The organism is Bacillus sp. SRB_8, from assembly GCF_003264205.1.
GTDB classification, from domain to species: Bacteria; Bacillota; Bacilli; order Bacillales; family Bacillaceae_G; genus Bacillus_A; species Bacillus_A mycoides.
The window spans coordinates 303,556-328,078 of sequence record NZ_NADT01000018.1 but is presented as its reverse complement, the minus strand read 5'-3'; the positions used below and the strand labels follow the sequence as shown (position 1 = coordinate 328,078).

The window sequence follows — 24,523 nt, the reverse complement described above, 5'->3', positions numbered from 1 at the left end:
ACTAGGAAGAGGTTTTTTATTTGAATAAGGTATAAATTGGTGAAAGCTTGGCATATGTTGTAATAACTTATATTTTGGAGGAATTTACAATGCGCCGAGCTTTAAAATTAACTTTTGATGGGATGAAAGTATTTTTATTATTTACAAGTTGTACGATTTTGTTTTATTTCGCTATACTATGGATAAATGAAGAATATGAAAGTTACCATCGTTATGAAAAGCCAAAAGAAGAGACTGTAGAAAAAGTATCAGGGAATGAGGAGCCGGAAAAGGATGCTTTCGTAAATAGAATGATGTTTTTCTATGAAAATGGGGAGTAGTGTAGATTGGAAGATCAATTAAAAGATTTTATTCATTATATGATTGTTGAAAAAGGTTTAGCGAAAAATACAGTTGTATCTTATGAACGCGATTTAAAAAGCTATGTGAAGTATTTGCAAAATGTAGAACAAACGAAGACGTTTCATGAAGTGACACGCTTGCATATTGTTAACTTTTTGCAGCATTTAAAAGAAAACGGGAAATCTTCAAAAACATTGGCGCGTCATATTGCATCGATTCGTTCGTTTCATCAATTTTTACTTCGTGAACGAGCAGTGGAGCATGACCCATCGGTACATATTGAAACGCCACAAGGGGAACGAAAATTACCAAAAGTATTATCGGTCGACGAAGTGGAAGCATTACTTCAAACACCGAAAACGGCAAGTGCTTTTGGGATTCGTGATAAGGCAATGTTAGAGTTGTTGTATGCAACAGGACTTCGTGTTTCAGAATTAATTGCATTAAATTTAGAAGATGTGCACTTAACGATGGGATTTGTTCGCTGTATCGGGAAAGGGAACAAAGAAAGAATTATTCCACTAGGAAGCTTAGCGACAGAAGCGATTCAAAAGTATATTGAAAAAGGAAGAAGAGAATTGATGGGTAAAAAAGCAGTAGATGCGCTCTTTTTAAACCATCATGGTAATCGATTATCGAGACAGGGATTTTGGAAAATTTTAAAACGGCTAGCGAAAGAAGCGAATATTGCAAAAGAGCTTACACCGCATACGTTACGCCATTCTTTTGCTACGCATCTATTAGAAAACGGGGCAGATTTGCGTGCTGTACAAGAAATGCTTGGACATGCAGATATTTCAACGACGCAAATCTATACGCACGTTTCAAAAACTAGATTAAAAGATGTATATAAACAGTTTCATCCGAGAGCATAGTTACTATGCTCTTTTTTCATAGATTGAGAAGAGTAACGTACTTCACAAAAACTTCACAAACATTTCGTACATTGTTTTCAGCGGAAGACTAGAATATTACAATGTATTTCCTCTATACTAAATAAAGTATGAAGGAGGAAATGATGATGAAAAAACTTATTATGACGTTATTTATCGCGATGCTAGCATTGGCTGGCTGTAATACAAACAAAGAAGAACCGAAAAAAGAACAGAAACTTGAAGCTGTAAAAGTAGCAGTTCAAACGAATCCGAAAGAAATTAAACCAGGTGAAAAAACAGAAGTACAAGCACTTGTTACACAAGGAAAAGAAAAAGTAACAGATGCTGATGATGTAAAGTTTGAAATTTGGAAAGCAGGCGACGAAAAGCACGAGATGTTAAATGCTAAGCATAAAGGAAAAGGTGTTTATGCTGTAGAAAAAACATTCGAAACGGATGGAGTATATCATGTTATTGCTCATACAAATGCACGTGAAATGCATGTTATGCCAGAAGTAAAAGTGGCTGTGGGAAATGCAAAAGTTGAAGATGCGAAAAAAGAAGAAGGTCATGGGGATCATAAAAGTGATACGATGATACATCTTATGGCTGGTGATATTAAAGCAAATGCAGAGTCAACAATGAAAGTTCATTTAAAACAAAAAGAAGAAGCGTTATCTGGTGCTGAAGTACAACTTGAGATTTGGAAAGACGGCGTTGAAAAACACGAATTTATTCCGGCGAAAGAGGGGAATAAAGGGGAGTATGAAAGTAAACATACTTTCAAAGAGAATGGTGCTTATAAAGTGAAAGTTCATGTAAGAAAAGGTGAACTACATGAACATAAAGAAGAAACAGTAGAAGTAAAATAAAAAGTAGCTCTTTAGAGCTGCTTTTTATTTTTATATTAGGAAATATGTTATAAAATGATTAGCACTTCTTTGCAGAATGGATTACAATAGAAGGGTAAAGAAAATGAGAAATTCTACGAAAATGTATTAAAAAGAAAGCGTAAACATGGTATGATATCAATATCAGATGTCTGACATCTGACTTAGAAAAAACTAGAAATTTTTTTGATTCGTTTGAAAGTAAAACGAAAAAGTTAGAGACTGATTTAAAGCAGTACTGTTTGATAATGAGGACGAAAGATAATTCCCATTGATAACAGTTTCACTTTATAGCGTTTTGAACATACTACAAGAAGTAGAACTGAACATATAGGAGGTTGCAGTTATGAATAAATATAAACGTATTTTCCTAGTCGTAATGGACTCTGTGGGAATCGGTGAAGCACCAGATGCTGAGCAGTTTGGTGATTTAGGTTCTGATACAATTGGTCATATCGCTGAACATATGAATGGATTACACATGCCAAACATGGTGAAATTAGGCCTTGGTAATATTCGTGAAATGAAAGGAATCTCTAAAGTAGAGAAACCGCTTGGATATTATACAAAAATGCAAGAGAAATCTACAGGTAAAGATACAATGACAGGTCACTGGGAAATCATGGGCCTTTACATTGATACACCATTCCAAGTGTTTCCTGAAGGATTCCCGAAAGAATTACTTGATGAATTAGAAGAAAAGACAGGTCGTAAAATTATCGGTAATAAACCAGCTTCTGGAACTGAGGTACTTGTTGAGCTTGGTCAAGAACAAATGGAAACAGGTTCTTTAATTGTTTACACTTCTGCTGATAGTGTATTACAGATCGCAGCTCATGAAGAAGTAGTACCACTTGAAGAGCTATATAAAATTTGTAAAATCGCACGTGAATTAACATTAGATGAGAAGTACATGGTAGGGCGTGTTATTGCTCGTCCGTTCGTTGGAGAGCCAGGAAACTTCACACGTACACCAAATCGTCATGACTATGCGTTAAAACCATTTGGTCGCACAGTAATGAATGAACTTAAAGATAGCGATTATGATGTAATTGCTATTGGTAAAATTGCTGACATTTATGATGGAGAAGGTGTAACTGAATCACTTCGTACGAAATCAAATATGGATGGAATGGACAAGCTTGTAGATACATTAAATATGGACTTTACAGGTATTAGCTTCTTAAACTTAGTTGACTTTGATGCCTTATTTGGTCATCGTCGTGACCCACAAGGGTACGGAGAAGCTCTACAAGAATATGACGCACGTCTTCCAGAAGTATTCGAAAAACTAAAAGAAGATGATCTATTATTAATTACAGCAGACCATGGTAATGATCCAGTACATCCTGGTACTGATCATACACGTGAATATGTACCGTTATTAGCATATAGCCCAAGCATGAAAGAAGGCGGACAAGAGTTATCACTTCGTCAAACATTTGCTGATATTGGTGCAACTGTAGCAGAAAACTTTAATGTTAAAATGCCAGAACATGGAACAAGCTTCTTAAACGAGCTAAAGAAATAGGGGGATAAACAGATGAATCGTGAACTAATTACAAAATCAGCTTCATACTTAAAAGAGAAATTTCAAGAGACACCACAAGTAGGACTAATCCTTGGATCTGGACTAGGTGTATTAGCAGATGAAATCGAGAACGCAGTAACAGTACCATACAGTGAAATCCCTGAATTCCCAGTTTCAACTGTAGAAGGACATGCAGGTCAACTTGTATTCGGTACACTTCAAGGTGTAACAGTAGTAGCAATGCAAGGACGTTTCCATTTCTATGAAGGATACGATATGCAAAAAGTAACATTCCCAGTTCGTGTTATGAAAGAACTAGGTGTAGAAACAGTTGTTGTAACGAACGCAGCTGGTGGTGTAAATACATCATTTGAACCAGGCGATCTTATGTTAATTTCAGACCATATTAACTTCATGGGTACGAACCCATTAATCGGACCAAATGATTCTGAAATGGGTGTACGTTTCCCTGATATGTCTACATCATATACGCCAGAACTTCGCGAAATGGCGAAACAAGTTGCAGCAGATTTAAATATTAAAGTACAAGAAGGTGTATATGTTGGAATGACAGGTCCTGTATATGAAACACCTGCTGAAATTCGTATGCTTCGTACACTTGGCGGAGATGCAGTTGGTATGTCAACAGTACCAGAAGTAATTGTAGCTCGTCATGCAGGTATGAAAGTACTAGGTATTTCTTGTATTTCAAATATGGCAGCTGGTATTTTAGATCAACCACTTCACCACGATGAAGTAATTGAAACGACAGAACGTGTTAAAGCTAATTTCTTAGCATTAGTAAAAGCAATTGTAAAACAAATGAAGGGGTGACTTCACAATGAGAATGGTGGACCTAATTGCAAAAAAACGTGATGGACATGCATTAACGACAGAAGAAATTAACTTTATCGTTGAAGGATATACAAATGGTAGTATTCCAGATTATCAAATGAGTTCACTTGCAATGGCAATTTTCTTCCAAGATATGAATGATCAAGAACGTGCAGATTTAACGATGGCAATGGTAAATAGCGGTGATACAATTGACTTATCAGCCATTGAAGGGGTAAAAGTAGATAAGCATTCAACGGGTGGAGTTGGTGATACAACGACACTTGTATTAGGTCCATTAGTAGCTGCTTTAGGTGTACCAGTTGCGAAAATGTCTGGACGAGGTCTAGGACATACGGGTGGTACAATTGATAAATTAGAAGCAGTACCAGGATTCCATGTGGAAATTGAAAATGATGAATTCATGCGTCTTGTAAATGAAAATAAAATCGCTGTTATTGGTCAAAGTGGAAACTTAACACCTGCTGATAAAAAGTTATATGCGCTTCGTGATGTAACTGCAACAGTAAATTCAATTCCTCTTATCGCTAGCTCAATTATGAGTAAGAAAATTGCTGCTGGTGCAGATGCAATTGTTCTTGATGTAAAAACTGGAGCAGGCGCGTTTATGAAAACGGATGAAGATGCAAAGCGTTTAGCAGAAGCAATGGTACGCATCGGTAATAACGTTGGTCGTAATACGATGGCGGTTATTTCTGATATGAGTCAGCCGCTTGGTGAAGCAATTGGTAATGCATTAGAAGTACAAGAAGCAATTGATACATTACAAGGTAAGGGACCGAAAGATTTAGAAGAGTTATGTTTAACACTTGGAAGTCAGATGGTGTACCTTGCTGGACAAGCTTCATCTTTAGAAGATGCACGTGAAAAGTTAATTGAAGTAATGAACAATGGTAAAGCGCTAGAATCATTTAAAACGTTCTTATCCGCGCAAGGCGGCGATGCATCTGTTGTTGATGATCCTTCTAAATTGCCACAAGCACAATTTAAAATTGAAGTGGAAGCGAAAGAAGACGGTTACGTATCGGAAATCGTTGCAGATGAAATCGGAACAGCAGCAATGCTTTTAGGAGCAGGGCGTGCAACGAAAGAGTCTGAAATTGATTTAGCAGTTGGTCTAATGCTTCGCAAAAAAGTAGGCGATAGCGTGAAAAAAGGTGACTCTCTTGTTACAATTTACGCAAACCGCGAAAATGTTGAAGACGTAAAAGCGAAAATTTATGAGAACATGAAAATCGCTAAAGATCACGTAGATGCACCAACTTTAGTACACGGTATTGTAACGAAGTAATAAAGTGAAACTTTAATCAGTGGGGGCTTTATCCCCACTGATTATTAGCCTTCACCAATCGGGCATTTACGGGCAGCCCGACCCAGACCTAACTTCTTTGCTTTCGCTGAATTTTGAGGTAGGGGTCTTACTGCCCGCAAATAGCGGGATAAAAAAAGCTGAGGAGATTTCTCCTTGGCTTTTTTTACTATTTTTTGTTTATAATAGTAATGGGTGAAATTATGATTAGAATTTGTGCAATAACGAAAAAAAATGAAGTTTTATATGATGTTTCGCTAGAAGAAACGAAAAAAGAGAACATCATATGGTATTGGCTTGATTTATATAAGCCAACGAAAGAGGAGTATACATATATTTTACAAGATCACTTCAAGTTCCATCCCCTTGCAATTGAAGATTGTGTAGAGTATGTACAGAGACCAAAGGTAGATTTTTATGATGGATATAACTTTTTAGTTCTTCATGCATTCGGAGAAGACGGATTAGAACCGCATGAAATCGATTTATTTATTAGTGATCGATATATAGTCTCTTTCCATTTCTCTCATAATAATGCGATTGAAAGAGTATGGAAAACGCTCGGTGAAAAGAAACGTATTAAGAAGAGTCCTTTGCATGTAGCACATACAATTATTGACCAAATTGTAGATGATTATTTCGCACCTGTTTATTACATCGAAGACCATTTAAATGCAATTGATGATAATTTAACGGGTGAGACAGCAGGAAGTGTGCTAGAAGAAGTATTTGATATTCGTGCAGATTTATCTAAGCTAAGGCGTACGATTATTCCGATGCGTGATTTATTGTATCGTATATTAAATTCAACACGTTTTTACGGTATAAGCGATCATGAAATTTATTTTAAAGATATACATGATCATTTGCTTAAACTGACAGAGATGATTGAAGCGAGCCGTGAATTAACAGCAGATATTCGAGATAGTTACTTTTCGTTGAATTCCCACCATATGAACAATATTATGAAAACATTAACTGTTTTCTCAACTATTTTCATGCCGTTAACATTTATTGCAGGGGTATACGGCATGAACTTCGCACATATGCCAGAGCTTGGCGGGAAGTATAGTTATTTTATTTGCTTAATTTTAATGGCATTAATTGGCGGCGGAATGATGGCTTGGTTTTATAAAAAAGGTTGGTTTAAGTAAAAAAACACCGAGGATTTCCTCGGTGTTTTTTTCTTAGCCAATAGCGTGTAATACGAACATGGCTAAGAATAAGCATGTAATAATATACATGGACGGTGCGACTTCTTTACGCTTTCCAAGTGCAACTTTCAAGATAGGATAAGCAATAAATCCGAACGCAATGCCATCAGCGATACTATATGTGAGCGGGATCATAACGATAATTAAAAACGCTGGAAATCCTTCTGAAAAGTCGTTCAGAGGAATTTGTTGAATGCTTGTAATCATCAGCCCGCCAATAATAATTAAGATTGGTGCAATGGCACTGTCAGGAATTATTTTGACAAACGGAAGCGCAAACAGTGATGCGAAGAATAACAACCCTGTAACGATAGACGTCAGACCTGTCTTTCCGCCTGCAGTAATACCTGCGGCACTCTCTACTGTTGAAACGGTAGGGCTTGTGCCAAATAGACCACATGTCATTGCTGAAATTGCATTTGCTTGGTAAGCACGTGGGAATTTACGATCATCTTCTAATAAACCATGTAAAAGTCCCATGTTCTCAAAAATAAGCACCATGCTTAAGGAGAATGTTGCAATCCAAAATGGCAAGGAAGAAAGTTTCCCAAATGACATAGCTCCAAACACATCGCCATAATTAGCGAATGAAAACGAACTATTTCCCATTTGACTCGTATCAACAAGGCCAAACAGCCATGCAATACCAGTTCCAATTGCAATCGTCCATAAAAAGCTTCCACGTACGTTACGCGCAAATAGTACAAGTGCGACAATAAGAGTAAGTAGTGTGGCAAGAACGACAGGACTACTTAATTTTCCCATTGCAACAGCAGTATTAGGATGCGAAACGACTAAACCACCTTTTTGCAAGCCGATGAAAGCTAAAAACAACCCGATACCGACAGTGATCGCTTCCTTTAATGACTTTGGAATCGATACCGAAAGCACGCGAGCAATCGGTGTAAAAGCAGCAATTGTAAAAATAATACCGGCGATAAAAACAGCTGCCAATGCTTCTTGCCAAGTTAAACCGAGCGTATGCACAGCAGTGTACGTGAAGAATGCATTTACACCCATACCAGGGACAAGAATAGCAGGTGCATTTGCCCAAAATGCCATGAGTAGACATCCGACAAATGAACTAAAAACAGTTGCCAAAATTCCTGCCTCAAGAGGAATGCCGGCATCTGATAAGATTGACGCATTTACAATCATAATATAAACAATTGTGAAAAATGACGTGACTCCAGCTAAAACTTCTTGTTTTGGTGATGTTTGGTGTAAGTCTAATTTAAATGTTCTTTCAAGTATTCCTTTCATGTTAAACCTTCTTTTTCATATCCCTCTCCCACCCGTGATATCTCTTATGTAAGAGCTCACCGTCCTTTATTATATCAGAACATCATGTTTTTACAACAACGAAAATGATAACGGTTACTTATAAATGAGTTTATTTATAAATACGTAAAAATTGCCCGGATAGATGAAATGATTTCTAGTTCTCCTGATTGAATGGGCGGAGCTGCTTGCGCATGCAAAGTAGCATATGATGAGATCTCCCGTGGTAATTGGGCAGATTCTTCAACGAGTGAGAGGGGAACAGGATTAATATTTAAATTGTAGGTACTCGCAATTGTACGAGCTTTGTCTACTGCTTGTTGCAGAGCTTGAATGAGAGCTTGCTCATAATATTTATTTGGATGAGATATTCGAAAACGTAATCCTTTTGCTACGTTTGCACCATTTGTAACGGCTATATCATATACTTCCCCTGCTTTTTGCACATTTAAAACGGTAATTTCATACAAATGCTCCACACGGTAGCCTTGTAGTAATGCTTTATCATTTACATATTCGTATTGAGGAGTAATTGTATAAGAAATGGTTTCTATATCTTTATCGGCAATACCTAGCTGTTTGAGTGCATCAAGCAATTGTTTCGATTGCACTGCATTTTCTTCTTGCGCCTGTTTTACATTTTTACTATCTGTTCGAATGCCCAGTGTTAATATGACAACATTTGGTTTTGCCTTTATAATGCCTTCTCCTTGTACAGTAATAGTAGCTTCTTTACCAGTATTTGTCGTACGGATATTATGTAAATACGGATTCATTCCACTTTGCATTTATGCTCACCATCCTTTTTTATATGTATATGTGTGAACAAAAAAGAAAATCTTATGAAAAAAGTTACATAAATGAGAATGTTGAGGGAAGAAAGCATATACAATATAGGTATTTATAGATTATAATATGTGTAAATATGATAAAAAAGGGACGAGGCTAGTGAACGAAAATAGAGAAACACTGATTTTAGATTTATCTGCATCATTTCGAAAGATGATACGTTTATTACAAAATGATATTAATACACGTTTTTCAGAGCATATGCCATATAACGAATTCTCTGTATTACGTGCGTTATTTTTAAAAAGTCCACAGATGGCTTCGCAAATTGCGAGTGAAGTAAACGTAACCTCCAGTCATATTACAGCTGTAACAGATCGTCTCGTGCGAAAAGGGTTTGTTGAAAGAAAACGTTCAAATTCGGACCGTCGTATCGTATACTTAGAAATTACTGAAAACGGACGAGAAGTAACTGAAAAGCTTGAAGCTGTGCGTAAAGAATATTATAAAGAGAAATTTAAAGGTTGGAGCGACCAAGAGATAGAAATGGTTTTAGAACTATTTGGCCGCGTATTATAATAAATGAGGATAGGAAGCGAGAGCTTTCCTATCCTTTTTCTTTTGAATAAAAATATTTTGAAACTCCGATACTTTAATTAAACAGATCGGAGGAAAGATTATGAAATATATTGCTGCACTTACCATTTTACTTGGAAGTTTCTTCTGCTTTCATACATTCATGTACGCCGATACCCCTATCCAAGTGGTGCAAAAAGAAGTGAAGTACATTGAGAATGAGAATACCGTCTTGTATTCGAAATTATGGGTTCGTTCTATGCAAAACGCAGTATTATTTCATCATAGCGATAATGTTCGTAATCAGGACACTTTGCGTAATGTAACAAGTTCATCGCTCGTTAAAGCGAAGCAATTACCATTTAAGAAAGCATCAATGTACATTCCAAGATTATCGCAATACGTATCAAAAGCAGGGAAAGAAAATATTCAAGTGCACTACATTGCGGTGCACTATAATGTGAAAAAAGAAAATGCGTATCAATTAAATGGCATGAACTATTTTCTGCAAGTATTTGTGAAAGAGCGCGGCGAATGGAAAATTGCTGAAAGTGTAGTCGCGCCGACAGAGCAAATTGTGCAAAACGGTGATGGGTTTGGGATGAAAGAAGAGATGGTGTATGGGGATAGGAGAGAGAATGTAAAATAACCTCCTCTTAGTGAGGAGGTTATTTTATTTGAAATTCCAAGAGACCTTCAATCTCAATATTTTAGATAGAAGAAAATAGCTAATTATGCTTGTTCCGAACAAACCAATGTAAAAATTAAGCAACGAATGGGTCCCACCAATTATTAAACCACCGCTAATTCCAATACAGAAAATAGCGCAGACCATAAATGTTTTTTGAAGCTTTGGATATAGTAAGAAACTACCATTCCGCTCATTGACTGAACGAACATATAAATATATACCGAGTGGTAATAAAATAATTATATTTACAATAGGTCCAATCAATGTTTTTACTGAAGGAATTTTTGTAAAGTTTGGTTCATTATGACGCACTCCATCAGGATCGGTATAGGCATTTTGCGGATTATAATCAAATCTAATATGAAAATCTTCTGCTGGACCTGAAATGCGTATGTTTTCCATAACACGATGCATATTGCCATTGTCCTCATGAAAGTCAGTATTCGAGTGAACAGCGATGACTGCTGAGATAAGGGATGGAAATAACAATGGAAACATGAATATAGCTGCAGTGAGAAGTCCCTGCGAGAGAATATTCCCAGTAATTGTTCCTATACATAAAGCAAGTGTATAAATAGCAATTAATACAATTAACATGTATATAAAATAAGAATGAAATGGGGAAAATACTTGATACTTATTATGAAAAGTTGTTTTTTTCATAATGGCGAATAGTCCCCAGTTTAATACGATGATTGCTGCAATGTTGCAGATTCCAAACAACCACTTTGTTATATAGAGGTGTGAACGTTTAAAGGGCATAGACCACAACAAGTCACTAGAGTTATTTTGTCTTTCCCATCCGATTAATGTGCAGGCTAGAACGATAAGTACACTACCTAATATTATGACAGGGTCTATAAGTGTTAAATCAAAGTGGTAATGATATACATAGTTCCACTGTTTATTTTCTTTTAGAAAGTATAGCTGTTGAATAGAAGCCATATAGTATTTATATGATAAAGTATAGAAGCTAACGAACCAAAACAACCACACAACATATTTACTTTGTTGATATGTTCTTAGCCATAGTGCTTTTTGAAACATAGGCCCCCTCCTTTAAAAAACTTTATAATTTGTTAGACGTGATAGTACAACATAAGTAATGATTCCAGCGAGAAGCAAACTGATGTAATAGTTAAGTAAGAAATTAAATTGATTTATTTTATAGCCACCTAGTAATGCAAAATAAATGGTTGTCCCCCATATCCATATTCGTAAATGTTTTTGGAAAATAAATATCTTTTGACTATTTTCATTTGGAGAACGTTTGTATAAATATGTGCCAAGTATTAAGTAAAATATTGTATAGAAAATAGGGACTAACATGGATTTAGCCGAATAGTACCTATAAGATGCTGGATCTCTTAAAGTGGTTGAATCGTTTTCTTTTTCACGTGATTTTGGATCATAATCGTAATAAATAGAAAAATTATATATTGGTGCAACTATATTTGTTTTATTATTTATTTCAGAAAGACTTTCATATAAGGAAGAATTTCTATTATTCTGAGCATCTAAATGATTTATTGTAAAATTGTATAGTAATGAAATAAATGTAAGACCCATTAGTAACCAAGGAATACAAAAAACGATTTGTGAAACAACGCTTCCAGTAAAGGCACCAATACATAATGCAGCTGTATATACTGCAACATATGAAACAATTGCATAAAGAAAGTATCGATGAAATGGTTCGAATGATTGATAATCCAAATGAATTGTTGTTCTATAAATAAAGTACATAACAATCCAGTTTACAAGAAGAGACCCCACAATCCAGAATGAACCGAAAGCCCATTTAGATAAGAAAACATCTTTTCTTTTAAATGGCATTGTCATAAGTAGTGCATTAGACTGGTTGCTACGTTCCCATCCTATTAATAGACAAGCAATAGAAATAATAAGAATAGTTATCGAAAAACTATTACCTGTATTTGACGAAAAAACATAATCATAATAGAACGTTCCCTTTTCATGTAATTTATAATAATTAGCAAGTTGTTGCTGAGCTGCTTTATAGTATCCGAAAGATAGAAGATAAAGAGTATAAAAGAAGAACAGTAGTACAGCATATTTCCCGCGTTTCCAATTCCACATCCACAACGCCTTATGAAACATACCCATCCTCCTCAAGTGTCGTAACGAAGACATCTTCAAGTGACATTGATAATTCTTCAATGAGTATTGGTTGCTCTTTATAAAACTTCTCCAGTGTTGTAGCCACATTTTCCTCAATTAAGATTGTATATACTTTTCCTGTTTGGTTTAATATTTTAATATTGCTTAAGTTTTCTAGTTTTTGAGGTAATGAACGTTCATAAGCAACTTGTATTTTGGCAAATCGTGATTTTGCATCATCTAGTGATGTAATAGAATCTACTGTATGTCCTTTTAAAATAATGATTGTATCGGCAATTTTTTCAACTTCATCTAAATGGTGAGTGGAGATGAAAATTGTAATTTCTTTTTCTGCCACTTCTTCAACGAGAAATTGTAGAATCTGTCTTTTGACGATAGGATCAAGTCCGTTTGTCGGTTCATCTAAAATGACATATTCTGCTTTTGCAGCGAAAGCTAAAATGATCGCAAGCAGTGCTTTCATTCCTTTTGAGTAACTACGAATACGTTTGTTTGGTAAATTAAAACGTTCTAATATTTCATAAAAATATTGTTCATCAAATGCTGTATAAACCGCTTTATAAAACTTTACGATTTCTTTTACTGTATATCCGTTCAGTATGTTAGTAGAGTCTGGAACGTATACAACTTTTTGTTTAATTTCAGGATGCATATGAACATCTGTATTCTCATATGTAACAGTTCCTTCATCGGGGTCTAAAATGCCGACCATCGTTCGTAATAAAGTTGTTTTCCCCGCACCGTTTCTTCCGAGCAATCCGACGATACTACCTTTTTGTAATGTGAAAGAAACATCGTCTAAAATCGTTTGGTTATCAATTGTTTTCTTCAAGTTTGTCACTTTCAACATCTGTATTTCCTCCAATCTCTTTATAGTATGAATCTATCCAATCGTGAATTTTATCTTTCGTAATCCCAAGATAAGAGGCTTCTAGTAATAATTGATGAAATTGCTTTTCAACCATAGCGATTTTCCTTTCGTCTAATGTTGGGGTAATCGATTGGGCTACAAATGTTCCTTTTCCTCGTAATGTTTCAATAATCCCTTGTCGCTCTAATTCTTGATAAGCTTTACTTACTGTATTTGGATTTATAACGAGCAAAGAAGCAAGCTCGCGTACAGAAGGAAGTTTATCACTTGGAGCTAACATATTTTTTAGTACGAGCTCTTTTATATTTTGAACAATTTGTTCCCATATCGGAGTGTTGCTTCTTGGATCAAGTTGAATATGCAAGAGCAATGTCTCCTTCCTTATGAGTATTAAGTGTACTACTACGTGTAATACACTTAATACAATATAGGCAAGGAATTTATTTGTCAACTGAAAATAATAGAAAAATATGGTATTAAAAATGTATAAATTGGAAAAAATAAGTTTGATATAGAATGGAGGGTTAGTCATGAAGCGAGTTTTTGGAATACTTGTTTGTTTCATGTTATTGCTTTCTGGTACTTCAGTTAGTTTCGCACAATCTGAGAAAACGAAGCAGGAAAAAACAGAAGAAACCACGCCGAAGTTAGCGGAACAAGCGTCGTCAGCGATCGTAATTGAGCAAGATACAGGTAAAGTTTTGTTTGATAAAAATCCGAATGAAAAGTTACCACCTGCTAGTATGACAAAGATTATGACAATGCTATTAATTATGGAACAAGTTGAAAAAGGAAAACTAAAACTAAACGATAAAGTTAGAGCGAGTGAACACGCAGCTTCAATGGGCGGATCACAAATTTTTCTAGAACCTGGGGAAGAGATGACTGTAAATGAAATGTTAAAGGGCATTGCAATTGCATCTGGAAATGATGCATCGGTTGCAGTAGCTGAGCATATCGCTGGTTCAGAAGAAGGTTTCGTAAATATGATGAACAAAAAAGCGAAAGATCTAGGATTGAAAAATACACATTTTCAAAATCCGACAGGTCTTCCAGCGAAAGATCATTATTCTACAGCGAATGATATGGCTATTATGGCGAAAGAGTTGATGAAGTATCCACTTATTCGAAAATACACAGGTAAATATGAAGACTATTTACGTGAAAATACGGATAAGAAGTTTTGGCTTGTTAATACGAATAAGCTAGTACGTTTTTATCCTGGAGTAGATGGAGTGAAAACAGGCTTTACGACAGAAGCGAAATATTGTTTAACGGCATCGGCTGAGAAAAATGGTATGCGTGTTATTTCAGTTGTAATGGGAGCACCTACATCAAAAGAGCGGAACAATCAAGTAACGAAGCTTCTTGATTATGCATTTGGACAATACATGACAAAGAAATTATATACACGTGGTGAGAAAATTAAGACTGTACAAGTAGGAAAAGGTAAGGAAGAAAAAGTAGATTTAGTTGCGTCAGACAATGTGTCTCTTCTTATGAAGAAGGGCGAAAATATGGACAAAGTTAAACAAGAAGTGATTGCTGAAAAGAAAGTGAAGGCACCGATTAAAAAAGGTGATGCACTTGGCACACTTGTTATTAAAAGAGATAAAGATGTTTTATTAAAACAAACAATTGTAGCGAAAGAAGATGTTGAGGCAGCGAGCTGGTGGGAGTTATTTAAAAGAAGTTTTGGGATGTTTTCAACATCAAAATAGCGGCGGGAATTTTGATGTTTTTCTGTTCGTATTTACTGAAATAATTGCTGAAAGGTTTCACTTTATGACGAAATAGTTCTTCTTTTGTCAGTAGGAAGGATTCTGATTTTATATCACGAAAATCTTATGTTAATGAGTAAAGTTTGAGCATAAGGAGGAAATCGTGTGAGTCTTTCCATGCATTTAGAAGTAAAACGTGACGTCTTATGTGTGAGGCTAGAGGGCGAGTTAGATCATCATACTGCTGAAGAGTTGCGAACGAAAGTCACAGATATGATTGAGACACATGGTGTTCATCATATTATTTTGAGCCTAGAGAACTTAACATTTATGGATAGTTCTGGTTTAGGCGTTATATTAGGCCGATATAAACATGTAAAGGGATTAGGTGGAGAGATGGTTGTCTGTGCAATTTCACCGCCCGTTAAACGTTTATTTGAAATGTCAGGTCTATTCAAAATTGTTCGTTTAGAAGAAAGTGAAGCGCATGCGCTCGCGACGTTGGGGGTGGCGTAGATGAGAAATGAAATGAACCTTCAATTTTCAGCGTTAAGTCAGAATGAATCATTCGCTCGTGTTACGGTAGCTGCTTTTATTGCGCAATTAGACCCGACGATGGAAGAACTAACAGAGATTAAAACAGTTGTGTCAGAAGCGGTTACAAATGCAATTATTCATGGGTATGAAGGAAATGCAGAAGGTGTTGTTTATATTTCAGTGATTTTGGAAGAAGCGATGGTGAAACTCACGATTCGAGATGAAGGGATTGGTATCTTTAACTTAGATGAAGCAAGACAACCCCTTTTTACAACTAAACCTGAATTAGAGCGTTCCGGAATGGGATTTACTATCATGGAAAATTTTATGGATGAAGTAGAAGTTATTTCAAACGAATCTTTCGGGACAACAATCCATTTGACAAAATACTTATCAAATAGTAACGCTCTATGCAATTAAGGAGAATAGCCAATGGACATAGAGGTCAGAAATGAGAAGAAGAAACCTCAGTTAAAGGACCACGAGCTAAAAGCGTTAATTCAAAAAAGTCAAGATGGAGATCAACAAGCGAGAGATACAATCGTTCAAAGTAATATGCGTCTCGTATGGTCGGTTGTACAGCGATTTCTTAATCGAGGATACGAACCAGACGATTTATTTCAAATTGGATGTATTGGACTCTTAAAATCGGTAGATAAATTTGATTTATCTTTCGACGTGAAATTTTCAACATATGCAGTTCCAATGATTATCGGTGAAATACAACGATTTTTACGTGACGATGGATCAGTGAAAGTAAGTAGATCTTTAAAAGAAACAGGAAACAAAGTCCGAAAGATGAGAGACGAGCTTTCGAAAGAATTTGGAAGGGCTCCAACGATTAATGAGGTAGCACAGGCTCTTGAACTAACGCCGGAAGAAGTTGTTCTGGCGCAAGAAGCGAGTCGTGCTCCTTCGTCGATACATGAAACTGTGTATGAAAACGACGGAGATCCAATTACTATTTTAGATCAAATTGCAGATCAATCGGAAACGAAATGGTTTGATAAAATTGCTTTAAAAGAAGCAATTAGAGAATTGGATGAACGAGAAAGGCTAATTGTGTATTTGCGCTATTATAAAGACCAAACCCAATCAGAAGTAGCGGAGCGAATAGGCATTTCGCAAGTACAAGTTTCAAGACTTGAAAAGAAAATATTAAAACAGATGAAAGATCGAATAGATGAATAGCTATCTATTCGATTTTTTTTTATTGTCACGAAAAGGAGAAGATTCCAACTATCGCTGAAATTTACAGAATTTATTGATAATTTAGTTAATTTAAACTATAATCCAAGTATGAACTTGTCACAAAGGGGGAAGGAAACATGGAAACGAGGCAACAATGGGGAACGAGGGCTGGATTTATTTTTGCAGCAATCGGTTCCGCTGTTGGACTAGGGAATATATGGCGTTTTCCTTATACAGCGTATGAAAACGGGGGAGGCGCATTCTTTTTACCGTACTTATTTGCATTATTAACGACTGGTATTTCATTGTTAGCTTTCGAGTTTGCTCTTGGGCATCGTCATCGTGGTTCGGCGCCACTTACATTCTTCCGTATTCATCGACGTGCTGAATTTATTGGATGGTGGCAAATGTGTGTGACATTTATTGTTTCAACATATTACGCCGTAATCATTGCTTGGTCTATTTCGTATACGTACTTTGCAATTACTGGAGCATGGGGGAAAGACACGCAATCATTTTTATTTAAAGAATATTTACATGTTGCAGATAAGCCAGGACAATTCGGGGGGCTCGTACCAGAAGTATTAATTCCGTTAGCTCTCGTTTGGATTATTGTGCTTGGTGTTGCGTTTAAAGGAGTTAAAAAAGGAATCGAAGTTGTTAACCGTATTTTTATTCCTTTACTAGTTGTTATGTTCCTTATTATCGTTGTTCGTGCAGTGACGATGGAAGGGGCGATGCAGGGGCTAGATGCATTTTTTAAACCAGATTGGAGTCGTATTTTTGATGGGAAAGTATGGCTTGCTGCTTACGGTCAAATTTTCTTTAGTTTATCTTTAGCATTCGGAATTATGATTACGTATTCTAGTTATTTACCGAAAAACTCAGATACAACAAATAATGCTTTTATTACAGGATTTGCAAATTCAGGATTTGAATTATTGGCAGGTATTGGTGTCTTTGCAGCTCTTGGATTTATGGCGAATAACATGGGGGTACCGGTTGATAAAGTAGCTAGTGCTGGTGTAGGACTTGCATTTGTAGTATTCCCGCAAATTATTAATGAGTTACCGATGTCGCCGTTATTTGGTGTATTATTCTTCTTATCTCTAACTGTTGCTGGAATTACATCACTCATTTCACTTGCAGAAGTATGCTTTGCCGCTGTATCTGAAAAATTCAGCTTGAGTCGTCAAAAGACGATTGGAATTATGGGAACGCTATTAGTATTAGTTTCTCTTGTTTTTGCAACACGTGGTGGACTTATGTTCCTAGATGTTGTTGATTACTTCGCTAACAATTTTGGATTGATTACAATTGCACTCGTTGAAGTAGTTACAATAGGACTAATCTTGCGCCGTTTACCAGTTTATCAAAATCATGCAAACTTTGTATCTGATATAAAGTTAGGAACGTTTTGGAGAGTGAGTTTACTCGTTATTACTCCACTTATGTTAGGGTATATGTTAATTGATGGTACAATCCAAAACATTAAAAAGAACTACGGAGGTTATCCAACAGAGTTTGTTGTAACGTATGGTTGGTCGATAGCGGCAGCATTCCTTCTAGTCGCGTTAGTTATTGGTCTGAAAAAATGGAATGCACAAATACATTCAGACTCTGTCCAGCTTGAAAAAGAATGGAAGGACCGAGGTGTTTCATGATGAGTGGATCAGCGATTATGATGATGGTTATAGGTATGGTAGTCATTTGGGGAGGACTTGCATTAAGTATTGCAAATTTATTTAAGAAAAAGGCATAAGCTAAAAACATCTGTACCGAAATGGTACAGATGTTTTTTTATGAAAAAATTGTATTAGAAAAAATTCCAATAACCATACTACAACTACGAGGAAGAGTGAAGGGGTGAATGAAAATTGGAACAAACGATTTATATTAAAATGCGCAATCGCTTAAAAGTGTCTCCTACGTATGAAGTAAAGCTGAGCGATGTTGCTCAACTTGCCGGAGATTCTTTTGTAGTTGAGTTGTTACAAAATGAAATAGTCTACAAAATAACAGCGCATGATAAAACACATGTTGTAATTGATGTTATGAAAGTGATTGAGATTATTCAACAAAAAGCGGCTCACATACAAATTAATTTACTTGGTTCTGGACAAACTCTTGTTGAAATTATATACGAAAAAAAGAAAGTGCATCCGGTTTTCTTCGGACTTGTATGGTTGTTACTTTTCATTGGAGCGGCCCTTGCGATCATTTATTTCCATGAGGATGTAAGTATGCAACAAGTACACCAACGGTTATATTACATGATTACTGGAGAATTTAAGGCGCAACCACTCTTATTTCAAATTCCTTATTCATTAGGTCTTTGATTAGGTATGGTCTTATTTTTTAATCATGTATTTCAAAAGAGAATTAATGAAGAGCCGAGCCCGTTAGAAGTTGAGATGTTTCAATATCAGCAGTCGCTTGATCAATATGTAATTGTTCACGAAAACAAGGATAATATGAAACAGATTGCTGATGATTGAGTGTGCATTTGTTGTATTAATTGGCTTAGCTGGAGGGATTGCAGTAGGTAGCGGATATGTCGCGTTTTTAGCTGTACTTGGTATAATCCCTCGTTTAGCTCAATTAACGAGAAGTGGAAAGCATATTCAATACTTTGAGTGGGCGGTCATTGCAGGTACTTTAACAGGGGCTTGGTGTAGTTTGAAAAATATTACATTTCAAACGTCACAATATTGGCTCGTTATATTAGGGATATTTTGTGGCACATTCATTGGAATGCTCGCTGCGGCGTTAACGGAAGTGTTAAACGTTTTACCTATTTTAGCGAAACGAGTAAGGGTAGAGGAGAAAATTATTGTTTTACTCGTTGCTCTTGTACTTGGGAAAGTAATAGGCTCGTTGTTTCACTGGATTTATTTCGTAAAGTAGGAGGCAACATATATGGCAGGGCGAAAATTGAAGGACGATTACATAAATAAAGTGAAGGAGTACCATCCAAAACCGAACTATTTCATAAATTGTGTGAAGGCATTTCTTGTTGGTGGACTCATTTGTACGGTGGGAGAAGTGTTGATGAAATTTTATATACATTACTTTCACTTTAGTGAGAAAGAGGCAGGAAACCCTACAGTTGCAACTCTTGTTTTACTATCAGCGATTTTAACAGGGTGTGGCGTATATGATAAAATCGGGCAGTTTTCTGGAGCGGGATCAGCAGTACCAGTTACTGGATTTGCGAATTCTATGGCGAGTGCCGCACTAGAGCATAGGAGTGAAGGGATTGTTCTAGGAATCGCTACTAACATGTTTAAGCTTGCAGGAAGTGTCATTGTATTTGGAGTCGTCGGTGCATACATTATCGGGTTAATAAGATATACATTTCAAATTTTAATGTCTTAAAGGAGGGGTGGGTATGAGATTGACAGGAAAACAAACGTGGGTATTTCAAAATGATATCTTCGTGAATGCAACTGGTACTGCTGTCGGTCCGAAAGAAGCTGAAGGCCCTCTTGGAAAGGATTTTGATATTTCATATTCTGACTTACATTGTGGAGAGGAAAACTGGGAACTTGCTGAACGAAGGTTAATGTCAGACTCAATTCAACAAGCGATGCAAAAAGGGAATATAAAAAAATCGCAAATTGATTTCTTTTTAGCGGGAGATTTATTAAACCAAACAGTGACAGCAAATTATGTTGCTCGTGAGTATGGTATTCCTTTTTTAGGGATGTTCAGCGCTTGTGCGACGTCAATGGAAACTTTGGCGATTGGATCAGCTTTTATAGATGGTGGATTTGCGAATCGTATTTTAGCTACAGTAAGTAGTCATAATGCGACGGCTGAAAGACAATTTCGTTCCCCAACAGAATACGGAGGACAAAAGCCAGGGACAGCAAACTCAACTGTTACCGGAGCAGGGTCAATATTAATTAGCAATGAGGAGAGTGCAATTAAAATAACAGCAGCAACAATTGGTAAAGTGCAAGATTTAGGAATTGCTAATCCTTTAGATATGGGATCAGCGATGGCACCAGCTGCTGCTCATACAATTCAACAACATTTTGAAGATTTGAGAAGAAGTGCAGCTGATTATGATCTTATTGTTACTGGTGATTTATCGGCTGTTGGGACACCAATTGCGAAACAACTTTTACTTGAGGAAGGGTATGATTTGGGGAATGTATACAATGATTGTGGATTAATGATTTACAATTCAAATCAAGAAGAAGTGTTTGCAGGGGGCAGTGGTTGTGCTTGTTCAGCTGTTGTAACATACGGCCATTTATTGAGTGAAATGCAAAAAGGGAATTTACAAAGAATTTTTGTTGTTGCAACTGGAGCTCTATTAAGCCCCATGATGATACAACAGAAGGAAACGATTCCAACGATTGCGCATGGTGTTGTGTTTGAAAGCGTTAAAGGAGAGTGAATTGTGGATTTTATATATGCATTTCTTGTAGGAGGAGCTATTTGTGTAATTGGACAAGTGTTGCTAGATTTCGCAAAGTTAACACCGGCACATTTAATGGCAACTTTTGTAGTCGCCGGAGCTATTTTAGACGGATTCGGATTGTACGATAAGCTTATAAAATTTGCAGGTGCTGGGGCAACAGTCCCTATTACAAGTTTTGGACACTCACTATTGCACGGGGCAATGCATGCGGCAGAAAAACATGGATATTTAGGAATTGGAATCGGTATGTTTAGCTTAACGTCTGCGGGGATTTCAGCAGCGATATTATTTTCATTTTTTGTTGCACTTATATGTAAACCGAAAGGATAAATCAAATGAGACGAAGGGTTGTTTTGGTCACAGATGGAGATGAATATGCAAAGCGGACAATTGAGCTGTTAACAAAGGAATTTGGGGGGAGGTGTATTTCAGCATCGCAAAGTAATCCGACCAAATTGACAGGGAAGAAAGTTGTTGAGCTTATTATGCAAACGCCATATGACCCTGTATTTGTCATGTTTGATGACAGCGGATTTATAGGAGAAGGATCTGGTGAAAAGGCGTTAAAGTATGTCGCAACACATAAACAAGTTGATGTACTCGGTATTTTAGCAGTAGCATCTAATACACATCATTGGGAATGGGCGCGTGTAGATGTAAGTGTAGATCGGAATGGGAATTTGACAGAATATGGCGTTGATAAATTTGGACTCCCAGATGGTGAAATTGGCAGGATTAGTGGGGATACGATTTATTGTTTAGATGGTCTGAATGTTCCTGTCATAGTGGGGGTCGGTGATATTGGCAAGATGTGCGGAAATGATGAATGGGAGAGAGGATCACCTATTACTAGAAAAGCGATTCAATTAATTTTGGAAAGGAGTGGGTTTTATGACGAAGCCTAAAAAAGTGAATATCCCGATTTCATCTTTTTTAAGTGATAATGAAAATTATTTAAAGCAAACAGTTGGACTTGGTGTTACATACGATGTTGGTATTCGTAAATTTCAAATTTTAAATAAAGAAATTGGTGTGTTATTTGTAAATGGACTTTGTGATACGAATTATATTATCCCTATTTTAGAAGAAGCGGTGGATACAAATGAAATAAGGGATGTAGAAGAAGATACAGTAAAGCTTTTAGAGAATCGTTTAATTCATCAACAAGTAAGTAAAGTAAAAACGATGGATGATGTAATGCTCCAAGTATTATCAGGACTCATTGTTATATTTGTGGAAGGTGAAACTGAAGCGTTCGCAATAGATGTTCGTAGTTATCCGGGCCGGACACCGACAGAACCAGATACAGAAAAGGTAGTGCGTGGTGCAAGGGATGGCTTTGTTGAAAATATCGTTGTAAATACAGCGTTAATTCGTAGAAGAATACGCGATCCACGTCTTCGAAATGAAATGATTCGAGTAGGGGATAGATCGCAAACGGATATTTGTATTACATACGTTCAAGATGTTGCAAATCCGGATTTAGTGAAGATTATAAAACAAGAATTAAATAATATTGAAGTAGATGGGATTACGATGGCGGATAAAACGGTAGAAGAATTTGTAGTGAAACAAGGTTATAATCCATTCCCGCTTATCCGATACACAGAGAGACCAGATGTAGCAGCAAATCATCTGTTAGAAGGACATGTGTTAGTACTCGTTGATACATCACCAAGTGCTATGATCACTCCAACAACATATTTTCACCACTTACAGCATGCAGAAGAGTTTAGACAAAATCCAGCTGTAGGTACATTTTTACGTTGGGTACGTTTTTTAGGTGTTATATTTTCGCTATTCTTACTGCCATTTTGGCTAGTTTTTGTTTTTGATCCGACTCTTTTACCGGAAAGTCTTGCTTTCATTGGACCAAATAAGATGACGCATTTACCGATTTTATTACAAATTTTGATGGCGGAAGTCGGACTCGAATTTTTAAGAATGGCCGCCATTCATACACCGACATCATTGTCGTCGGCAGCAGGATTAATTTCTGCCATATTAATTGGTCAAATTGCAATTGATGTAGGCTTGTTTGTACCAGAAGTTATTTTGTACGTAGCAGTTTCTATGATTGGAGCATACGCTACGCCAAGTTATGAGTTAGGGCTTGGGAATAAGATTGGAAAATTGTTTGTCATTATTTTAACAGGCATATTTCATGAAATGGGATTTGTCATTGGAATGACGATATTGATTCTATTTTTAACATCTATAAAAAGCTTGCAAACACCGTATTTATGGCCGTTTTTACCGTTTGATTGGGGCGCGTTAACGAAAATTTTACTTCGTCCAACTATGTCTAGTTTAAAGGTTCGTCCAAGTATTGTAAGACCTCAAAATGTGCGAAGACAAAAATAAGCGGGATTATGCTCCGCTTATTTTTTATTGAAAATTTATTCTTTTTTTAACAAAAATCAAACATTTTTTTTGTACAATTAGAGTAGATATTGTGTATGGAAGGGGAAGAGGACATGATTAAACTATTTGTAAGTGATTTAGATGATACACTCGTTTACAATATGAATGATATGCAAAAAGAAGATGAACGAGCGCTTTGTTGGCTAGCTGAAAACGGGACAAATATTTGTTTTGCCTCTGGCCGTTTTACTCACCGAATTGATGAGGCGGTAAAACGGTTTTCGTTCCCGTATTACACAACTAGTTTAAATGGAGCGACAATGATACTACCGGATGGAAAAGTATTTCATGAATCGAGTTTTGAAGATGGGGTTGCCCAGGAAATATATCGATATATACATAAAAAGGGACTAGCAGATATTGTTTGTGCAAATGAGCAGCGATATACAAAAAGGAAGAATGAACATCACCATACTTTTGAAGAGTATATGGGAGTGCATATTGCTGAAATCGAAGAGTTAGAAGAGGAATTTGGGAAGACTGTACATCCTGCGAAATTATTTGTTTTTGGCGAAGAAGAAAAAATTGTAGCATTAGATCAAGAGTTGAGAGATACATTTCATAGCGAAGCGGAAGTCTTTATATCGGGTAAGCGATATGTTGACATTATGCCAAGAGGTGTAAGTAAAGGAAGCGCTCTGAAGCGATTAATGGAACATTTACAAATTGAAGCAAATGAAGTTGCATGTATTGGAGATTCTTTCAATGATATTTCTATGTTTGAAGTAACCCCGCACTCCTTCACCCTCCATCATGCTCATCCGTATGTGAAGGAGAAAGCAAATCATGTTGTCCGTTCGGTTGAAGAAGCTATTATGAAATTACCGTTACTTGTATAAAAAAGAAGCTCGT

General features: G+C 36.4%; 28 protein-coding genes and 1 pseudogene. 23 read left to right on the top strand and 6 right to left on the bottom strand.

Annotation, left to right across the window (positions count from 1 at the left end):
* The first annotated feature begins 89 nt into the window (after window positions 1–89).
* The 7 genes from B5P40_RS11715 to corA all read left to right on the top strand — a co-directional run bounded on the left by B5P40_RS11715 (window position 90) and on the right by corA (window position 6,956).
* Entirely contained in the window at window positions 90–320 is a 231-nt protein-coding gene (locus tag B5P40_RS11715) for a YqzK family protein (protein ID WP_002088473.1), read from the top strand.
* Between the two features lie 6 nt (window positions 321–326).
* Window positions 327–1,217 carry a site-specific tyrosine recombinase XerD gene (gene xerD / locus B5P40_RS11710; RefSeq protein ID WP_002128966.1) on the top strand — a complete coding sequence of 297 codons (891 nt, stop codon included), beginning with the start codon at window positions 327–329 and terminating at the stop codon, window positions 1,215–1,217.
* 143 nt (window positions 1,218–1,360) lie between these two features.
* Entirely contained in the window at window positions 1,361–2,089 is a 729-nt protein-coding gene (locus B5P40_RS11705) for a FixH family protein (RefSeq protein ID WP_002128965.1), read from the top strand.
* A 364-nt stretch (window positions 2,090–2,453) separates the two neighbouring features.
* On the top strand, window positions 2,454–3,638 hold the full coding sequence (gene deoB, locus B5P40_RS11700; protein WP_002014935.1) for a phosphopentomutase: 1,185 nt from the start codon (window positions 2,454–2,456) through the stop codon (window positions 3,636–3,638).
* 12 nt (window positions 3,639–3,650) lie between these two features.
* Window positions 3,651–4,472 (top strand): purine-nucleoside phosphorylase, encoded by an 822-nt coding sequence (locus B5P40_RS11695; RefSeq protein WP_001078443.1) that lies wholly within the window; start codon window positions 3,651–3,653, stop codon window positions 4,470–4,472.
* A 7-nt stretch (window positions 4,473–4,479) separates the two neighbouring features.
* Window positions 4,480–5,784 carry a pyrimidine-nucleoside phosphorylase gene (locus B5P40_RS11690; RefSeq protein ID WP_002067030.1) on the top strand — a complete coding sequence of 435 codons (1,305 nt, stop codon included), beginning with the start codon at window positions 4,480–4,482 and terminating at the stop codon, window positions 5,782–5,784.
* A 209-nt stretch (window positions 5,785–5,993) separates the two neighbouring features.
* Window positions 5,994–6,956, top strand: a complete 963-nt coding sequence (corA, locus tag B5P40_RS11685) for a magnesium/cobalt transporter CorA (RefSeq protein WP_002067031.1) — start codon at window positions 5,994–5,996, stop codon at window positions 6,954–6,956.
* Between the two features lie 33 nt (window positions 6,957–6,989).
* Here corA and B5P40_RS11680 read toward each other — a convergent pair whose 3' ends face one another.
* Together B5P40_RS11680 and B5P40_RS11675 are read right to left on the bottom strand one after the other, a co-directional pair.
* A complete protein-coding gene (locus tag B5P40_RS11680) occupies window positions 6,990–8,279 on the bottom strand; it encodes an NCS2 family permease (RefSeq protein WP_002143039.1) in 1,290 nt (429 codons plus the stop codon).
* A 134-nt stretch (window positions 8,280–8,413) separates the two neighbouring features.
* Window positions 8,414–9,085 carry an SIMPL domain-containing protein gene (locus B5P40_RS11675; protein ID WP_002033894.1) on the bottom strand — a complete coding sequence of 224 codons (672 nt, stop codon included), beginning with the start codon at window positions 9,083–9,085 and terminating at the stop codon, window positions 8,414–8,416.
* Window positions 9,086–9,245: 160 nt separating this feature from the next.
* Between B5P40_RS11675 and B5P40_RS11670 the strand changes: the two genes are divergently transcribed.
* The gene (locus B5P40_RS11670; protein WP_002088468.1) at window positions 9,246–9,665 is read left to right on the top strand and encodes a MarR family winged helix-turn-helix transcriptional regulator; all 420 of its coding nucleotides are present in this window, start codon (window positions 9,246–9,248) and stop codon (window positions 9,663–9,665) included.
* A gap of 100 nt (window positions 9,666–9,765) precedes the next feature.
* Window positions 9,766–10,311 (top strand): hypothetical protein, encoded by a 546-nt coding sequence (locus B5P40_RS11665; protein WP_002167720.1) that lies wholly within the window; start codon window positions 9,766–9,768, stop codon window positions 10,309–10,311.
* A 24-nt stretch (window positions 10,312–10,335) separates the two neighbouring features.
* Here the strand turns inward: B5P40_RS11665 and B5P40_RS11660 are convergent, their stop codons facing one another.
* The 4 genes from B5P40_RS11660 to B5P40_RS11645 are packed head-to-tail and all read right to left on the bottom strand — an operon-like array spanning window position 10,336 to window position 13,730.
* The gene (locus B5P40_RS11660) at window positions 10,336–11,400 is read right to left on the bottom strand and encodes an ABC transporter permease subunit (protein WP_113709264.1); all 1,065 of its coding nucleotides are present in this window, start codon (window positions 11,398–11,400) and stop codon (window positions 10,336–10,338) included.
* 12 nt (window positions 11,401–11,412) lie between these two features.
* Window positions 11,413–12,474: an ABC transporter permease subunit gene (locus B5P40_RS11655; protein ID WP_002128959.1), complete on the bottom strand. Its 1,062-nt coding sequence runs from the start codon at window positions 12,472–12,474 to the stop codon at window positions 11,413–11,415.
* The gene (locus B5P40_RS11650) at window positions 12,464–13,345 is read right to left on the bottom strand and encodes an ABC transporter ATP-binding protein (protein WP_002128958.1); all 882 of its coding nucleotides are present in this window, start codon (window positions 13,343–13,345) and stop codon (window positions 12,464–12,466) included. Before B5P40_RS11650 ends, B5P40_RS11655 begins: the two co-directional genes overlap by 11 nt.
* Window positions 13,311–13,730, bottom strand: a complete 420-nt coding sequence (locus B5P40_RS11645; protein WP_002033900.1) for a GntR family transcriptional regulator — start codon at window positions 13,728–13,730, stop codon at window positions 13,311–13,313. The genes B5P40_RS11650 and B5P40_RS11645 overlap by 35 nt, the downstream gene beginning before the upstream one ends.
* 166 nt (window positions 13,731–13,896) lie before the next feature.
* Between B5P40_RS11645 and dacF the strand changes: the two genes are divergently transcribed.
* The 14 genes and pseudogenes from dacF (at window position 13,897) to B5P40_RS11575 (ending at window position 24,510) form a co-directional block, all read left to right on the top strand.
* Window positions 13,897–15,087: a serine-type D-Ala-D-Ala carboxypeptidase DacF gene (gene dacF, locus B5P40_RS11640; RefSeq protein WP_002088461.1), complete on the top strand. Its 1,191-nt coding sequence runs from the start codon at window positions 13,897–13,899 to the stop codon at window positions 15,085–15,087.
* 165 nt (window positions 15,088–15,252) lie between these two features.
* The gene (spoIIAA, locus tag B5P40_RS11635) at window positions 15,253–15,603 is read left to right on the top strand and encodes an anti-sigma F factor antagonist (protein WP_002128957.1); all 351 of its coding nucleotides are present in this window, start codon (window positions 15,253–15,255) and stop codon (window positions 15,601–15,603) included.
* Complete coding sequence (gene spoIIAB, locus B5P40_RS11630; RefSeq protein WP_001243400.1) at window positions 15,604–16,044, top strand: anti-sigma F factor; 441 nt, start codon at window positions 15,604–15,606, stop codon at window positions 16,042–16,044.
* Window positions 16,045–16,056: 12 nt separating this feature from the next.
* On the top strand, window positions 16,057–16,815 hold the full coding sequence (gene sigF, locus B5P40_RS11625) for an RNA polymerase sporulation sigma factor SigF (protein WP_002014922.1): 759 nt from the start codon (window positions 16,057–16,059) through the stop codon (window positions 16,813–16,815).
* A 137-nt stretch (window positions 16,816–16,952) separates the two neighbouring features.
* Window positions 16,953–18,479: a sodium-dependent transporter gene (locus B5P40_RS11620; RefSeq protein WP_002143036.1), complete on the top strand. Its 1,527-nt coding sequence runs from the start codon at window positions 16,953–16,955 to the stop codon at window positions 18,477–18,479.
* Window positions 18,479–18,577, top strand: coding sequence for a methionine/alanine import family NSS transporter small subunit (locus tag B5P40_RS11615; RefSeq protein ID WP_000016829.1), 99 nt, complete (start codon window positions 18,479–18,481; stop codon window positions 18,575–18,577). The genes B5P40_RS11620 and B5P40_RS11615 overlap by 1 nt, the downstream gene beginning before the upstream one ends.
* Window positions 18,578–18,692: 115 nt before the next feature.
* Window positions 18,693–19,313, top strand: a pseudogene (locus B5P40_RS11610) (stage V sporulation protein AA).
* Window positions 19,306–19,722: a stage V sporulation protein SpoVAB gene (gene spoVAB, locus B5P40_RS11605; protein ID WP_016092269.1), complete on the top strand. Its 417-nt coding sequence runs from the start codon at window positions 19,306–19,308 to the stop codon at window positions 19,720–19,722. Before B5P40_RS11610 ends, spoVAB begins: the two are co-directional and overlap by 8 nt.
* 12 nt (window positions 19,723–19,734) lie before the next feature.
* The gene (gene spoVAC / locus B5P40_RS11600; protein WP_002128953.1) at window positions 19,735–20,193 is read left to right on the top strand and encodes a stage V sporulation protein AC; all 459 of its coding nucleotides are present in this window, start codon (window positions 19,735–19,737) and stop codon (window positions 20,191–20,193) included.
* A gap of 13 nt (window positions 20,194–20,206) precedes the next feature.
* On the top strand, window positions 20,207–21,223 hold the full coding sequence (gene spoVAD, locus B5P40_RS11595; RefSeq protein ID WP_002128952.1) for a stage V sporulation protein AD: 1,017 nt from the start codon (window positions 20,207–20,209) through the stop codon (window positions 21,221–21,223).
* Window positions 21,224–21,226: 3 nt separating this feature from the next.
* Complete coding sequence (gene spoVAE / locus B5P40_RS11590) at window positions 21,227–21,577, top strand: stage V sporulation protein AE (protein WP_002014916.1); 351 nt, start codon at window positions 21,227–21,229, stop codon at window positions 21,575–21,577.
* A gap of 5 nt (window positions 21,578–21,582) precedes the next feature.
* On the top strand, window positions 21,583–22,152 hold the full coding sequence (gene spoVAEA, locus B5P40_RS11585; RefSeq protein WP_002088445.1) for a stage V sporulation protein SpoVABEA: 570 nt from the start codon (window positions 21,583–21,585) through the stop codon (window positions 22,150–22,152).
* Window positions 22,139–23,611 carry a spore germination protein SpoVAF gene (gene spoVAF / locus B5P40_RS11580; RefSeq protein ID WP_002128950.1) on the top strand — a complete coding sequence of 491 codons (1,473 nt, stop codon included), beginning with the start codon at window positions 22,139–22,141 and terminating at the stop codon, window positions 23,609–23,611. Before spoVAEA ends, spoVAF begins: the two co-directional genes overlap by 14 nt.
* 95 nt (window positions 23,612–23,706) lie before the next feature.
* A complete protein-coding gene (locus B5P40_RS11575) occupies window positions 23,707–24,510 on the top strand; it encodes a Cof-type HAD-IIB family hydrolase (protein WP_002067045.1) in 804 nt (267 codons plus the stop codon).
* Window positions 24,511–24,523 lie beyond the last annotated feature (13 nt).

What these genes read in the sequence shown, in the direction of transcription:
- sigF (WP_002014922.1), top strand. Translation starts at nt 16,057, where the DNA reads ATGGACATAGAGGTCAGAAATGAGAAGAAGAAACCTCAGTTAAAGGAC.
- spoVAB (WP_016092269.1), top strand. Translation starts at nt 19,306, where the DNA reads ATGATTGAGTGTGCATTTGTTGTATTAATTGGCTTAGCTGGAGGGATT.
- B5P40_RS11715 (WP_002088473.1), top strand. Translation starts at nt 90, where the DNA reads ATGCGCCGAGCTTTAAAATTAACTTTTGATGGGATGAAAGTATTTTTA.
- B5P40_RS11620 (WP_002143036.1), top strand. Translation starts at nt 16,953, where the DNA reads ATGGAAACGAGGCAACAATGGGGAACGAGGGCTGGATTTATTTTTGCA.
- B5P40_RS11680 (WP_002143039.1), bottom strand. Translation starts at nt 8,279, where the DNA reads ATGAAAGGAATACTTGAAAGAACATTTAAATTAGACTTACACCAAACA.
- B5P40_RS11660 (WP_113709264.1), bottom strand. Translation starts at nt 11,400, where the DNA reads ATGTTTCAAAAAGCACTATGGCTAAGAACATATCAACAAAGTAAATAT.
- spoVAD (WP_002128952.1), top strand. Translation starts at nt 20,207, where the DNA reads ATGAGATTGACAGGAAAACAAACGTGGGTATTTCAAAATGATATCTTC.
- B5P40_RS11575 (WP_002067045.1), top strand. Translation starts at nt 23,707, where the DNA reads ATGGAAGGGGAAGAGGACATGATTAAACTATTTGTAAGTGATTTAGAT.
- B5P40_RS11690 (WP_002067030.1), top strand. Translation starts at nt 4,480, where the DNA reads ATGAGAATGGTGGACCTAATTGCAAAAAAACGTGATGGACATGCATTA.
- deoB (WP_002014935.1), top strand. Translation starts at nt 2,454, where the DNA reads ATGAATAAATATAAACGTATTTTCCTAGTCGTAATGGACTCTGTGGGA.
- spoVAC (WP_002128953.1), top strand. Translation starts at nt 19,735, where the DNA reads ATGGCAGGGCGAAAATTGAAGGACGATTACATAAATAAAGTGAAGGAG.
- B5P40_RS11650 (WP_002128958.1), bottom strand. Translation starts at nt 13,345, where the DNA reads ATGTTGAAAGTGACAAACTTGAAGAAAACAATTGATAACCAAACGATT.
- B5P40_RS11695 (WP_001078443.1), top strand. Translation starts at nt 3,651, where the DNA reads ATGAATCGTGAACTAATTACAAAATCAGCTTCATACTTAAAAGAGAAA.
- B5P40_RS11675 (WP_002033894.1), bottom strand. Translation starts at nt 9,085, where the DNA reads ATGCAAAGTGGAATGAATCCGTATTTACATAATATCCGTACGACAAAT.
- B5P40_RS11615 (WP_000016829.1), top strand. Translation starts at nt 18,479, where the DNA reads ATGAGTGGATCAGCGATTATGATGATGGTTATAGGTATGGTAGTCATT.
- B5P40_RS11655 (WP_002128959.1), bottom strand. Translation starts at nt 12,474, where the DNA reads ATGTTTCATAAGGCGTTGTGGATGTGGAATTGGAAACGCGGGAAATAT.
- B5P40_RS11705 (WP_002128965.1), top strand. Translation starts at nt 1,361, where the DNA reads ATGATGAAAAAACTTATTATGACGTTATTTATCGCGATGCTAGCATTG.
- spoVAF (WP_002128950.1), top strand. Translation starts at nt 22,139, where the DNA reads ATGACGAAGCCTAAAAAAGTGAATATCCCGATTTCATCTTTTTTAAGT.
- B5P40_RS11665 (WP_002167720.1), top strand. Translation starts at nt 9,766, where the DNA reads ATGAAATATATTGCTGCACTTACCATTTTACTTGGAAGTTTCTTCTGC.
- corA (WP_002067031.1), top strand. Translation starts at nt 5,994, where the DNA reads ATGGGTGAAATTATGATTAGAATTTGTGCAATAACGAAAAAAAATGAA.
- spoIIAB (WP_001243400.1), top strand. Translation starts at nt 15,604, where the DNA reads ATGAGAAATGAAATGAACCTTCAATTTTCAGCGTTAAGTCAGAATGAA.
- dacF (WP_002088461.1), top strand. Translation starts at nt 13,897, where the DNA reads ATGAAGCGAGTTTTTGGAATACTTGTTTGTTTCATGTTATTGCTTTCT.
- spoVAEA (WP_002088445.1), top strand. Translation starts at nt 21,583, where the DNA reads ATGAGACGAAGGGTTGTTTTGGTCACAGATGGAGATGAATATGCAAAG.